The organism is Bacillus sp. RK1064 (assembly GCF_051488405.1).
Classification (GTDB): Bacteria; Bacillota; Bacilli; order Bacillales; family Bacillaceae; genus Bacillus.
Genome location: NZ_JBPSCZ010000001.1, coordinates 3,399,855 through 3,412,461, shown reverse-complemented (window position 1 = coordinate 3,412,461; position 12,607 = coordinate 3,399,855). Strand labels below are relative to the sequence as shown.

Below are 12,607 nucleotides of genomic sequence, written 5' to 3'. Positions count from 1 at the left end.
TTGAAGGTAACACATACATAACAAGGGAGAAGATCATGAAAGCCGTATTTTTCGATTTAGATGATACTTTGCTTTGGGATGAAAAAAGCATTCACACAACTTTTCAGGAAACATGCCGCGAAGCGGAAAAGAAATATGGACTGAATCCAGCAACATTTGAACAGATTGTACGTGAAGAAGCAAGAAAGCTGTACTCTTCCTATGAAACATATGATTATACTGTCATGATCGGAATTAATCCTTTCGAAGGACTGTGGTCAAATTTTAGTGAACCGATTAGCGAAGGCTTTCAAAAGCTGAATGCCCTTGCACCAGAGTATCGCAAGAACGCTTGGACAAATGGCTTAAAAGAAGCAGGAATTGACGATGAGGCATTTGGACAATATTTGGCTGATTTCTTTGCAGCAGAGCGGAGAAAACGTCCATTTGTTTATGAAGAAACGTATCCTGTTTTAGACCGCCTGAAAGGCAGCTATGAATTGCTCCTTTTAACAAACGGAGATCCTAGTCTTCAAAAGGAAAAACTGGCAGGTGTTCCTGAGCTTGCACCTTATTTTAATGAAATTGTGATTTCAGGAGATTACGGGAAAGGCAAACCTGACCCTGGCATCTTTGAGCACTGCCTTCAGCTGTTAAATCTAACAAAAGACGATGTGATCATGGTTGGAGACAATCCAAAAACAGATATTCTTGGGGCATCTCGCGTTGGTATTCAAACCGTTTGGATCAATCGACATGGCAAGAAAAATGAAACAGATGTAACGCCAGATTATGAAATCAAAGACTTACATGAATTGTTTGATATATTAAAATAGAACAAAAGAGAAAACACCCTTCTCCTGACGAGTTTGGGTGTTTTTGTGTTTTCAAACTACACAATGGCGGCTAGACTTTGCGCTTGCTTGTCTAAGCTGCGGGCTGCTTCTCCTAACTACATTCATAAATTCCTCGCTTGCCTGCTTTACAAGATCGCGATTTGTAAACACCGTTGTCTTGGCCCGGCTCGTTCCGCTGCTGACCATACTTTCGTACTTTCCAAACGTATCATTCAAGAAACTGGATCACCAGTGGAAAATTTTTCCCATAAGAAAAAGCCAGTGATCTCAAGAGAAAGATCACTGACTGCTTCATTGGAAGTATTATTTTTTTGCTTCTGCTACTGCATGTTTCACAAAGGCTTCAAGATCCATTGTTTCTGAATCTTGCTCTCCGTATTTTCTTACATTGACAGCGCCATTTTCTGCTTCTTGATCTCCGACGACTAGCATGTACGGGATCTTTTGCATTTGCGCTTCTCTAATTTTGTATCCAATCTTTTCATCACGGCTGTCAAGCTCTACACGAAGGCCTTCAAGCTGCAAACGTTCTTGCACTTTTTTCGCGTAGTCTAAATGGACAGACGGTGAAACCGGGATGACTTGGAATTGTACAGGTGCCAGCCATGTTGGAAGGGCTCCTTTGTATTCTTCAATTAAGAAGGCAACAAAGCGCTCCATTGTAGAGACAACACCTCTATGAATCACGACCGGACGATGATGCTTGCCATCTTCTCCGATATAGGTGAGATCGAAACGCTCTGGTAGTAAGAAGTCAAGCTGTACAGTAGACAATGTCTCTTCTTTTCCAAGAGCTGTCTTGACCTGTACATCAAGCTTCGGACCATAAAATGCCGCTTCTCCTTCTGCTTCATAATAATCATGACCAAGCTCGTCCATTGCATCCTTTAGCATCGATTGTGCTTTATTCCACATTGCATCATCGTCGAAATACTTCTCAGTATCTTCTGGATCACGGTAAGATAAGCGGAATGTGTAGTCATTCAAGCCAAAGTCTTGATACACTTCTTCAATTAAGCGAACTGTACGAATGAATTCGTCTTTGATTTGATCTGGACGAACAAAGATATGGGCATCGTTTAATGTCATCCCGCGAACACGCTGAAGACCGGATAAAGCACCTGACATTTCATAACGGTGCATTGTACCAAGCTCTGCAATACGAATTGGCAATTCGCGATAGCTATGCGGCTCGTTTTTGTAAATCATCATATGGTGCGGACAGTTCATTGGACGAAGAACAAGATCTTCGTTGTCCATTTCCATCACAGGGAACATGTCTTCTTGATAATGCGCCCAGTGCCCTGAAGTTTTATACAATTCGACATTCGCAAGAACTGGTGTATACACATGCTCATAACCAAGGCGTACTTCTTTATCGACAATGTAACGCTCGATGACGCGGCGGATCGTTGCGCCTTTTGGCAGCCAAAGCGGTAGACCTTGACCTACCTTTTGAGAGTTCGCAAACAGTTTCAGCTCTTTTCCTAGTTTACGGTGATCGCGTTCTTTCGCTTCTTCAAGCAGGCGTAAGTGCTCATTTAAATCTTCTTTGCTGAAGAAAGCTGTACCGTAAATACGCTGAAGCATTTGATTGTTGCTGTCACCTCTCCAGTATGCACCTGCAAGGCTTAACAGCTTAAACTCTTTGATTTTCCCTGTTGATGGCAAGTGAATGCCGCGGCAGAGGTCAAAGAATTCACCCTGCTCATAAATCGTCACGGCTTCACCTTCTGGAATCGCCTCTAACAGCTCAAGCTTCAATTGATCACCAATCGCTTCAAAGCGTTTTTTCGCTTCTTCTCTTGTTACTTCAATTCGCTCAATTGGCAAATTGCTGTTAATGATTTTTTTCATTTCTTTTTCAATCTTAGGTAAGTCTTCAGGTGTGATGGCAACATCGATGTCCACATCGTAGTAGAAGCCATTTTCAATCACAGGACCTACGCCAAACTGAACGTGATGCTCTTTTCCATACAGGCGTTTGATTGCCTGTGCTAGCAAATGAGCTGTGCTGTGGCGCATAATGTCGAGTGCTTCATCACTTTTATCTGTAATGATCTCAATTGTTCCACTTTCTAATAGCGGCGTACGCAGATCTATTTCTTTGCCGTTCAATTTACCGGCAAGCGCTTTTTTCTTTAGGCCCGGGCTAATTGATGCCGCGATGTCTTCTGTTGTAGCTGTTTTGTCAAACTCCTTGACTGCTCCATCTGGAAATGTAAGTTGAATTTGTTCTGACATCTCTGGTCACTCCTTTTTTTGGCAATATAAAAACCCCGCCCCCTGGAAAGGGACGAGGTTGAATAAACGGAATCGTGGTTCCACCCTTTTTCCCGTATTTGCAGCTTACGTTTTCATAAGCAAACACGGCTTGTGGTTCGATAACGGGAATTCCCGTCAGCCATTACTAAAAAGTTCACAGCTGATGTTCAAAGGTGGTAAAGCAAATGGTCCTCTGCTAGGAAGCTTTCAGCCGCGGCTTCCCTCTCTTTAAGCGGGTGTTCATTTGTTCATGTCCTTATCAATACGGTCTCTGTATGAAGTTACACCGTATTATAAAACGTTTTTTCGTGAAAATCAAGAAAGCTTTTCACTTTTCTGTTCCAAATGGTCATGTACAAATTGAACATTCTGTTCTTGAAATGAATGAGCCGGGAATACCTCGACCCTTTCTTGAAAAATATTTTGAATGGTCTGCACCATCGAGTGACCCGTATCATTTGTAAATAGGTCAATCTTTTGCGGCGCTATGGATACGAGTGGTGCAATCAGCTGCGAATCAATATACATTGGATGCTCTCTTACAAACTGTCTGTCTATGTATTGTTTTTGATCACGCTCAGAAGCGTACCGAAATTCCCAAATCATCAGGCGGTCCTGATGCACAACATGTACTTTTTCGAGCTTAGGTTCTCTTGCCATCACATAGTCTCGAAGGGATTGAATGAAGTTTTGATATTCTTGTTCCATTTTGTATTCTTCAATGGAGACTTCAACATAGTTCTTCAGCCTCCTGTCATACTCTGACAGTCTAAATGTCATAAATGAACCAATTGAAAAAATACCTTGCTGTAAAGAAATGGTCTCAAGCTCCTTTGTTAACAGGGCTTCTCTTGACGGTTCTTGATGAATGCCGGGAATATCATCTAAATCCCCGTTCATAATACTGTGGGCGATTGAAAGAATTTGGTGCTGCTCTTCAGGATCTTTAAATAAATAGGTGTTTTCAAGGATGCTGCGCATGCGCTCATTTTCTTTGCATTCCAAAAAAAAGTGAACCAGTAATGGCCGCACAATGGGCTCAAGTCCTTCTTCTGATTCCTTCGCCTCTATGAGAAGCCGGTCTTTCCCTTGTTGAATTGACATGTGATGCCGACTGTCCAAGTGTTCAGCAAGATGTAAAAAAGCGGCGGTATCATATTCATCTTCAAAGATTATTTCAAGCATGTTTGTCCCCCCTAACGACATCTGTTACATATATATGGGGAAAACATAAAAAATAGACGCCTAAAATAAATCAGGCATCTTTCTTTTTAAAATGAGCGGAACGGAGATAAAGATCAGATAAATCAAACAAACGATCACTAAGGCGGCATAATTGCCGCTGACAAAGCTTGAGCCAAGGACATTTAATGCAACTGTACCCGGTATTAAGCCTAAAAAAGTAGCTGCCGTGAATGCACGATAATTCGCACGTGAAACTGCTGCCGCATAGCTGACAAAGTCAAAATGGATCGGGGCAATACGCAATAACAAAATATAAAGAAACCCATGCTCCTGAATGCGGGATGTCACCGCTCTCAGCTTCCGGCTGCTTGATTCTCTGCCTTTCTTTTTTGCACGAAAGGTTGTGGCAAGCAGGAAGGAGCCTGTTGCTCCGGCGGTAGCACCAACGAGGGCATAAATCGTCCCAAGAACACTGCCGAATGCTAAACCTGCTGCCAGCGAAAAGACCGTAAGTGGGACGAGAACAAACGGGCGAAAAAGAGATAAGAACAGAAAAACAAAGGGAGCCAGCAGCCCAAATTGAAGCACCCAATTCTTCACATCTTTCGGCGCCAGCTGAAGGTGCTGTTTGTTCAGCCACCAAAGTAAAGCAGCGAGACCTGCAATCACGAGAAAAAGCAGCCATTTTCTTTTGTTCATTTCATTTGCTCCTCCTTCAGGTGATAGACGCTTTTATAAATGACGGCGGTTTTCTCCTTCGAGCAAGACTGCCTCTGCTAAATAAAGAATCCGTTCCATTAAACGAGCGGCTTTGACCTCTTCTTTTTCCCCGCGCTGTGAGTACGTAAAGTGATGTTTCAGTTCACTTGGTGAGAAATTAGAAGAGAAGAAAGTCGGCAGCTGCTCTGCCATACGGTATTGTAAGATCGTTCCGAGCAGTTCATCTCGAACCCAGCTTGTCATCGACTCTGCCCCAATATCATCAAGCATTAAAATAGGGGTGGATTTGACCATGTTCAGCTTTGCTTCCAGTGTATGATCGGCTAACGAATTTTTTAACTCTCTCACAAATTCAGGCACGTACACTAGGAGAGATGGGTATTCCTTCTCCGCTAGCTGCTGCGCAATGGCTGCCAGAATATACGTTTTTCCTACTCCAAACTTTCCGTGTAAATATAAGCCCTTCCCTTTGCCCGTCTCATCATAGCTTTGCAGGAATTGACCTACTTTTTGAATGACTTCCTGTCTTCCCACAACGTTCAGATCAGTGAACGTCGCTTGAAGAACATTTTGCGGAATGTACATGCTTTTCATAAGCTCTTGCTGTTTTTTCTGTCTATCGAGCCGCAGCTTGACTGGGCAGGGGGAATATTCAATATCAATACTCTGACCTTTGATCACAAGCTTCGGGTGATACCCGTCTAAAATCGCATTGACGTTCTCTTCATCTAAGCAATATGAACAGCCCTTCGACTGCTGCACATATTCAAAAAGCCGGTTCAAGCTACGATTGATCATGTCTTCGTGTATTTCTTCTTGATGCTCCTGTAAAAAGGCCCTTACATCTTCATCAGATAACACACTCTCTTTAATCTGATTGTATCTCACACGAAAATCTACTCGTCCTTTTAACTGTTCAAATGAACGACCGATCGGTTTCATCCCCATCTCACCTCACCTTAATGTGCATTGTACTTTTTCATATTTTTAAACTGATCTAACAGTTTTTCTTTTTCTCGTTCGAGGTCTTCTGTCGACAGACTGTCTAATTGTTCTTTTGCCGGCTGTTCTTTCGTTTCAGTTTCTTTCATCCAGTCAGGAAGCTTCTCTTCTCGGACAACTTTCCCTGATCCATATGTGCTGCGCTGCTTTTTCTGCTGCGCCCACTCTGTCATTTGCTTGTTCTCTTCTTTGGCAATTTTCATGGCTGCCGCTACGGTTTTAATTTTCTTTCTCACCCAATGAGCGGCGATTTTTTGCATATATGTTTTCGACAGCTTCATATCTGTTTTCAGTAATGTATAGTAGATCAAAACGTTCATGACACCTGGCTCTAGCTGCTGCTCGAGCATAATATCTTCGACAATTCTTAAGTCGGCATACGTTGGCTCAATGCCGTCAGCCATATCTTTTAGCAGCTCCCTAGGCGAAATATGATCGAGCTTTTCAATCAATTTCGCATCTGGCGTATCTGCCACTGGCGCCTTTGAAGCATCTTGACGCAAGTGTCTCGGCTGTTTTTGATCAATGAGTTTTGGCTGCTCGCCTCTGTATTCAATTTGGTACCAGTCTCTTGCGGCTTTTCTCAGCTCTTCTGTTGAGATCATTTGATCCGAACCGCAGGCACCTGCTACAATATTTTGCATTTGAAGCGGGGTGATGCCGTATACAACGGCTAACTTCTTAATGGTTTCTTTCACCTGCTTTGTCAAAGCCTTTCTTGGAATCATCATATCAGACATGCCCGCTAACAATAGATCGAAATCAAAGGATTCGTCTGAAAGCGGAGCCGGCTGACTCGATCCAACGGTCACATATTCATAGCCCTGATCAAGTGATGACGCCCGATTGATTTCTTCTGTCATCCTGCGTTCACCTGGCTGCAATACGTGAAAGACTTCTTCAAACGACCGCGAGATGTTCTTTGCCTCTGCAGGAACACCTGGATAAGAAAAATAATCACGAAGCTGCATATATTTTGCTTTCTCTACACGATGGTACAGCAGGACATTCAGCATACCATCCTGGAAAAACTCATCTGGTCTTAGCGGCGGCACAAGCTCATATGTAAACAGTCTGCCTTCTTCCGTTTCCTGTTCATATGTGCGGAGTAAACCAATCGCTTCAAGCTTTAAACGTTCCTCAAAAATATCATTTAAATTCGTTTGCAGCATGACCATGAGCTGCCGATGAGGTGCGGGTTTCCCCCACATACGATTTTGTTCCAGCTCTCCCCACAGCGTCATATATAAGCTGAAAGCGGACATGCCTATAAGCGGCTGATATAAAAGAGTAATGAGCTGTCTATCGATGTCACCGAGCAATGAAGCGCTTTTGACGACATACGGATCGACGGCTAGCACTTCCTTCCAATGCTCTGTCATATGCTGATCCTCCCCATGAATTGCAATTGTTTCTATTGTACACCCTTTTTGCGTTTTACGCTTTACGCAGGAAAAAGAGCGTGAAGAATCTTCAGCTCTTTTTTAGCGTTCTTTCTTTAATAAATCTTTTAATTCATCAATAAAGACGTTGATATCTTTAAACTGCCGGTAAACTGAGGCAAACCTGACGTAAGACACTTCATCAATTTTTGCCAGCTCGTCCATCACCATTTCACCTACAAGCTCGCTTTTCACTTCTGACATGCCTTGATTACGCAGTTCTTTTTCGATATTAAAGCAGACATCCTCCAGCTGCTTTAAAGCAACAGGACGCTTTTCACACGCTTTAATGAGTCCTCTCAGCATCTTTTCGCGGCTGAATTCTTCTCGAATCCCTTCTTTTTTCACCACAATCAGCGGTAATTCTTCTAATTTCTCAAACGTCGTAAAGCGATACTGGCAGCTTTCGCACTCTCTTCTACGACGGATGGATTTCCCTTCATCTACTGGTCTTGAATCAAGCACCCTTGTGCCAAGGTGCTGACATGTGGGACATTTCATTTCATCAGCTCCGATCTATTCTTGGAAGTTGTTTGTCTAGTTCATCATAAAGAGGCAAAACGGCCTTCTGACTATAACCAAAATCTGTTGGCAGGACCGTTTCTGTTGTCACATTAAAATCGACAGCTGTTTCAAAAGGACGAATTGAAATGACAGTCGCTACGAGAAAGGCTTTTTTCGGCATTCTGATGTTTGCGCTGATTTCACCTCGTTCTGCTGAAACAGATGTCACTTGATAGGAATCGTTTCGGGAAAGCATGGCTTCCACCGCTTGAAAAACTTGTGCATTCGTCGTTTTGTAGTAATGGCTTTTCAGTTCTGACACTGGATGCTCGTCAGATGTTTCTGTATGGTTTGACATGAACCGTTTGAACTTTTGTCCTAAAGTCATATACGTATCCCCTTTGCCATAATGCCTCTTCTTTATTTTATAAAAAAAACCTTTGTTTTCCTAGAACAAAAGTATAGACAAGTTGGGGAATGTTGGATTTTGTATATCAAACAAATATAAAAAGGAGCATAACACAAAGGCATTTCAATGCTTTTGGCCAGCTCCCATTGCAATCTTTTTTATGTTTACAGTGCTTTGGCTTGTGCCTGTTTCACTTGTACAGGTCCCATGCCTCGAGGAATTTCGATGTTTTCTCTTGTTTCGGCACCTAATTCATCTCCGATATGATCTGCTGCGATATTCGGATCTAGGTCGCCGCAAGTATAAACATCTATGCTCGCATAACCATGTTCAGGAAAGCTGTGAATTGTCAGATGAGATTCAGAAATAATGACAACTCCACTTACTCCTTGAGGTGCAAATTTGTGAAAAGCAACCTCTCTTACTTCAGCTCCTGATTTCAAAGCTGCGTTTACAAACGTTTTTTCAATAAAATCCATGTCGTTCAGTTTATCACAGTCGCATCCCCATAGCTCGGAGATAACGTGACGTCCGATTGTTTCCATCATGGACCCCCCTTAAACAAGAATGAAAGAGTGAAGTTCTAAGCAGCCGGACCGGACATATACCACGGGGGAAAGTTAGTCCAAAGAGGTCCTAACCCTTTAAGTATACCCGAATGAGTCTGCGAACAAGAAGTTCACGAAAAATAGTATACTTTGTTTAGACCCATTTTGCAAGCTGTGTTTTTAGTGGGATTTTCTCTCATTTCTTGAAAAGGGACGTTCGTCTTCTTCATTTCAAACAGCAGAAAGCTCTTTCATCTGCGAACCGACAAACTTCACAAGATCCACCACTCTGCATGAATAACCCCATTCATTGTCATACCATGCAAGAACTTTTACTTTTCTATCCTCCATCACCATCGTTGTCAGTCCATCCACGACAGCTGAATAAGGATTCGTGTTAAAGTCTGTAGAAACAAGCGGCTCATCCGTGTAGTCTAAAATACCGGATAGAGAAGTTTTTGATGCATTTGAGAAGGCTGCATTTACTTCTTCTGCTGTGACATCTTTTTTCAAGTCGACGACAAGATCAACCATCGATACATTGGAAACTGGCACGCGCAGTGCAAGTCCATGCAATTTCCCTTTCATGTGCGGCAGCACTAAAGAAAGCGCTTTAGCGGCACCCGTCGTAGTTGGAATGATGGACTGAGCACACGCTCTTGCCCGGCGCAAATCCTTATGCGGGTTGTCGATATTTTTTTGATCATTTGTATACGCATGAACCGTTGTCATTAAGCCGTTGTCGATGCCGAATTCATCATCTAACAATTTAACAACTGGTGCTAAACAGTTTGTTGTACAAGATGCGTTTGAAATAATGACGTGCTTTTCAGGATCAAGATCATCTTCATTGACACCCATCACAATTGTAATGTCTTCATTTTTACCTGGAGCTGTGAGTATGACCTTTTTCGCTCCGGCATCTATATGGCCCATCGCTTGTTCTTTTGAATTGAATTTCCCAGTTGCTTCTATGACGATATCAATCCCAAGCTCTCCCCATGGAAGCTGCTTTGGGTCTCTGTCATTGAGCAAAAGCACTCTTTTCCCATTTACAATCAGTGCGTCATCTTCTGCTGTCACATCGCATTCGTAACGTCCATGATTTGTGTCATATTTAATTAAATGTGCTAGCGTTTCGGCAGGATAGCTTGCGTTCACCGCTACAATTTGAATTTGATCATCAAGCATTGCTTTTCTGAAGACCATGCGTCCAATTCTGCCAAACCCATTGATCGCTGCTTTTACCTTCATGAACAGGTCACTCCTCTATTATGTGTTATACTCAATAAATTTATTTATGAAATTAGTATATCACATTAGAATGTAATTGCCAGTATATAAACGTATATTTTCTAAAAAGGGCTGTTCTTTTCAAAGGAAATAAGAATAAAGCATAAAAAAAGAAGAGTACGTGTATGTACTCTTACTTATCTGTATGTTCCCATTCATTTAATATGTTCTGCAATTGCTTTCTGATAAAAGCGAGATCTTGTGTGTTTTCTATCACGCGGTCTGCTTTTTTACATTTCTCTTCAAGGGGCTGCTGAGAGTGAATCCGATTCAGCGCTTCTTCCTCACTGAGGTCGTTTCGATTCATGAGTCGTGATAGCTGCAATTCAGGTGTTGTATACACCACAATGATCCGGTCGACAAGACTTTCCAGCTGACTTTCAAATAAAAGCGGGATATCAAGGACAACGAATGTTTCTTGGCTGTTGATCCCTTCATCTCGCTGCCTGAGCATTTCCTTTCGCACTTCTGGATGAACGATCGCATTCAGCTGCTTTCGTTTCTCTTCATTAGAAAAAATAATGGCTCCCAGCTCCTGCCGGTTCAGCTCTCCATTTGGCAGGAGGACACCCTCACCAAAGGTTTGAACGATATGATGAAGGGCGGATGTTCCTTTGGAGACCGCTTCTTTTGCAATCACATCTGCGTCCACAACCCGAATGCCCTGCTCTTTTATCATCTGCGAGACTGTGCTTTTTCCGCTAGCAATCCCGCCTGTTAATCCAATGACAAGCGTCAATTGATTTCCTCCTTTTACAGCTTCCAAACCCCAATTAATATGAGCAGAAGCCCTGGTAAGCATGCGAGTTTATTGATCCAGCGCCAATTTGCCAAGTAATGACCGGCACGCAGCCCGATACACACAAAAAGTGAGCTCATCACTGCCACCGTGATACTCATAACAATTGGAGAAAAGCCAAGAATCGCTGCGCCAATCCCTGCGCCAAATGCATCAATGGATAAAGCAATTCCAAGAAGTACCGCTTCCATTCCATTAATCGTCCCAGATCGGTCAATATCTGCACTTGTCGGCTTTCTTAAAATGTGAATGACAAGCCCAAGCGATTGTACTTCCACATTGAGCAATGTCTTTTCATGAAGAAGCAAATCACGCTCTTTCGCTGGTTTGTAAAATTGATACAGGACCCAAAGGCCAATGGCAATTAAAATGCCTCCCCCCAGTTTATCGGTCACTGAGACAGGGAGAAATGTCGTCAGCAGGCTGCCAATCAGCATAGAAATGAGCAGCACAATCCCTGAGCAGCATGCAATAATGACGATGGCTTTAAATGGGATCCTCATTTTGCGAAGCCCATACGTAAAGCCTACAGAAAAGCTGTCGATGCTGACTGCAATAGCTAAAAACAGGAGCGAAATCGAAATCATACCTGAACTCTTCCTTTCTGTTCATGCAACGATGATCAAGAGTCTCTAGGCGTCCTTAGACTCTTCTTCACTATATGAAGAGCAGGTGGGCTGTGTGTCAGTCTACACCTTGCTGAAAAATGAATGTTTTTTATCGTATGCATAGCAAAAAGGAAGCATGCTCATGGCTAAACTTTATTGAGGACGTTTTTGGCAGGTCACACAAAAGTGCGTGCCGCGCCCTCCGACCACTGTTTTCTCGATGATGCTTCCGCATGTTTGGCAAGGCTCTCCCCGCCGGTCATATACAAGAAGCTGCAGCTGAAATGTTCCAATATCTCCTTGTGAGTTGATATAAGAACGAATCGTGCTTCCTCCCGCATCTACCGCCACTTGAAGCGTATCAATGATCTGCTTGTGAAGCACTTTGCAGGATTTCAGGCTGAGGTGATTCGCTTTCGTTTCTGGATGAATACCTGATTTAAACAGGACCTCATCTACGTAAATGTTACCAAGACCTACGACAATCTTTTGATCAAGCAGTGCTGTTTTAACCACGCGGGTTGTTTTTTTCAATTGCTCCCATAAATACTCAGGAGTGAACTGTTCATCAAATGGTTCATATCCCAGCTGAGAAAGCGGGAGTTCCTTTTCCTCTTCACCCGGCTGAAATAAATGCATCGTGCCAAATTTACGCACATCATGGTACCGAAGCTCAGTACCATCTGTAAACGTAAAGACGACGTGTACGTGTTTATCATAAGGCTCATGCGCTTCATGTACACGGTATTTCCCTTCCATCCTTAAATGGGAGACCATCACATAATGGTCTAAATGAAAGAGGAGGAACTTTCCTCTTCTTTCAATGGTTTGTATGGTTTCTCCTACCATTCTTCTTGCGAACTCTTCCGGCTTCCCAGGACGTTTGATGATGTTTGGCCATTTGATATCGACCGTTTCAATCGTTTTTCCTTCGACTAACCGCTTGAGAGTGCGCCGGACGGTTTCAACTTCTGGTAATTCCGGCATGCTCCTCGC

13 protein-coding genes, 1 pseudogene and 1 other annotated feature are annotated in these 12,607 nt (G+C 42.9%); of the genes and pseudogenes, 1 reads left to right on the top strand and 13 read right to left on the bottom strand.

Annotated features, from left to right (window positions below):
* The first annotated feature begins 35 nt into the window (after positions 1–35).
* Positions 36–815, top strand: a complete 780-nt coding sequence (locus tag ACSSTM_RS17535; RefSeq protein ID WP_034661814.1) for an HAD family hydrolase — start codon at positions 36–38, stop codon at positions 813–815.
* A gap of 56 nt (positions 816–871) precedes the next feature.
* Here ACSSTM_RS17535 and ACSSTM_RS17530 read toward each other — a convergent pair.
* From ACSSTM_RS17530 to mutM, 13 genes and pseudogenes are all read right to left on the bottom strand, one after another.
* Positions 872–1,019, bottom strand: a pseudogene (locus tag ACSSTM_RS17530) (methyl-accepting chemotaxis protein); the annotation flags it as partial.
* Between the two features lie 120 nt (positions 1,020–1,139).
* A complete protein-coding gene (thrS, locus tag ACSSTM_RS17525; protein ID WP_095285556.1) occupies positions 1,140–3,080 on the bottom strand; it encodes a threonine--tRNA ligase in 1,941 nt (646 codons plus the stop codon).
* A gap of 45 nt (positions 3,081–3,125) precedes the next feature.
* Positions 3,126–3,373: a binding site (T-box leader), on the bottom strand.
* 43 nt (positions 3,374–3,416) lie between these two features.
* Complete coding sequence (ytxC, locus tag ACSSTM_RS17520; protein ID WP_034661819.1) at positions 3,417–4,286, bottom strand: putative sporulation protein YtxC; 870 nt, start codon at positions 4,284–4,286, stop codon at positions 3,417–3,419.
* Between the two features lie 60 nt (positions 4,287–4,346).
* The gene (locus tag ACSSTM_RS17515; RefSeq protein WP_034661822.1) at positions 4,347–4,985 is read right to left on the bottom strand and encodes a TVP38/TMEM64 family protein; all 639 of its coding nucleotides are present in this window, start codon (positions 4,983–4,985) and stop codon (positions 4,347–4,349) included.
* Between the two features lie 33 nt (positions 4,986–5,018).
* A complete protein-coding gene (dnaI, locus tag ACSSTM_RS17510) occupies positions 5,019–5,948 on the bottom strand; it encodes a primosomal protein DnaI (RefSeq protein ID WP_034662053.1) in 930 nt (309 codons plus the stop codon).
* 17 nt (positions 5,949–5,965) lie between these two features.
* Entirely contained in the window at positions 5,966–7,390 is a 1,425-nt protein-coding gene (locus ACSSTM_RS17505) for a replication initiation and membrane attachment family protein (RefSeq protein WP_095285557.1), read from the bottom strand.
* A gap of 102 nt (positions 7,391–7,492) precedes the next feature.
* Entirely contained in the window at positions 7,493–7,951 is a 459-nt protein-coding gene (gene nrdR / locus ACSSTM_RS17500; RefSeq protein ID WP_003216720.1) for a transcriptional regulator NrdR, read from the bottom strand.
* Between the two features lie 4 nt (positions 7,952–7,955).
* Positions 7,956–8,342, bottom strand: coding sequence for a cytosolic protein (locus tag ACSSTM_RS17495; protein WP_095285558.1), 387 nt, complete (start codon positions 8,340–8,342; stop codon positions 7,956–7,958).
* Between the two features lie 185 nt (positions 8,343–8,527).
* The gene (gene speD / locus ACSSTM_RS17490) at positions 8,528–8,908 is read right to left on the bottom strand and encodes an adenosylmethionine decarboxylase (RefSeq protein WP_003216492.1); all 381 of its coding nucleotides are present in this window, start codon (positions 8,906–8,908) and stop codon (positions 8,528–8,530) included.
* Positions 8,909–9,142: 234 nt separating this feature from the next.
* Entirely contained in the window at positions 9,143–10,165 is a 1,023-nt protein-coding gene (locus ACSSTM_RS17485) for a glyceraldehyde-3-phosphate dehydrogenase (protein WP_034661831.1), read from the bottom strand.
* Positions 10,166–10,337: 172 nt separating this feature from the next.
* Positions 10,338–10,943 (bottom strand): dephospho-CoA kinase, encoded by a 606-nt coding sequence (coaE, locus tag ACSSTM_RS17480; protein WP_034661832.1) that lies wholly within the window; start codon positions 10,941–10,943, stop codon positions 10,338–10,340.
* Between the two features lie 14 nt (positions 10,944–10,957).
* Positions 10,958–11,590, bottom strand: coding sequence for a sporulation membrane protein YtaF (gene ytaF / locus ACSSTM_RS17475; protein WP_034661833.1), 633 nt, complete (start codon positions 11,588–11,590; stop codon positions 10,958–10,960).
* 174 nt (positions 11,591–11,764) lie between these two features.
* The gene (gene mutM, locus ACSSTM_RS17470) at positions 11,765–12,598 is read right to left on the bottom strand and encodes a DNA-formamidopyrimidine glycosylase (RefSeq protein WP_437404265.1); all 834 of its coding nucleotides are present in this window, start codon (positions 12,596–12,598) and stop codon (positions 11,765–11,767) included.
* Between the last annotated feature and the right edge of the window lie 9 nt (positions 12,599–12,607).

Excerpts from the sequence above, each read along its gene's own strand:
- mutM (WP_437404265.1), bottom strand. The coding sequence starts at position 12,598 with ATGCCGGAATTACCAGAAGTTGAAACCGTCCGGCGCACTCTCAAGCGG.
- ACSSTM_RS17535 (WP_034661814.1), top strand. The coding sequence starts at position 36 with ATGAAAGCCGTATTTTTCGATTTAGATGATACTTTGCTTTGGGATGAA.
- ytxC (WP_034661819.1), bottom strand. The coding sequence starts at position 4,286 with ATGCTTGAAATAATCTTTGAAGATGAATATGATACCGCCGCTTTTTTA.
- ACSSTM_RS17505 (WP_095285557.1), bottom strand. The coding sequence starts at position 7,390 with ATGACAGAGCATTGGAAGGAAGTGCTAGCCGTCGATCCGTATGTCGTC.
- ACSSTM_RS17515 (WP_034661822.1), bottom strand. The coding sequence starts at position 4,985 with ATGAACAAAAGAAAATGGCTGCTTTTTCTCGTGATTGCAGGTCTCGCT.
- dnaI (WP_034662053.1), bottom strand. The coding sequence starts at position 5,948 with ATGAAACCGATCGGTCGTTCATTTGAACAGTTAAAAGGACGAGTAGAT.
- thrS (WP_095285556.1), bottom strand. The coding sequence starts at position 3,080 with ATGTCAGAACAAATTCAACTTACATTTCCAGATGGAGCAGTCAAGGAG.
- ytaF (WP_034661833.1), bottom strand. The coding sequence starts at position 11,590 with ATGATTTCGATTTCGCTCCTGTTTTTAGCTATTGCAGTCAGCATCGAC.
- speD (WP_003216492.1), bottom strand. The coding sequence starts at position 8,908 with ATGGAAACAATCGGACGTCACGTTATCTCCGAGCTATGGGGATGCGAC.
- nrdR (WP_003216720.1), bottom strand. The coding sequence starts at position 7,951 with ATGAAATGTCCCACATGTCAGCACCTTGGCACAAGGGTGCTTGATTCA.
- ACSSTM_RS17495 (WP_095285558.1), bottom strand. The coding sequence starts at position 8,342 with ATGACTTTAGGACAAAAGTTCAAACGGTTCATGTCAAACCATACAGAA.
- ACSSTM_RS17485 (WP_034661831.1), bottom strand. The coding sequence starts at position 10,165 with ATGAAGGTAAAAGCAGCGATCAATGGGTTTGGCAGAATTGGACGCATG.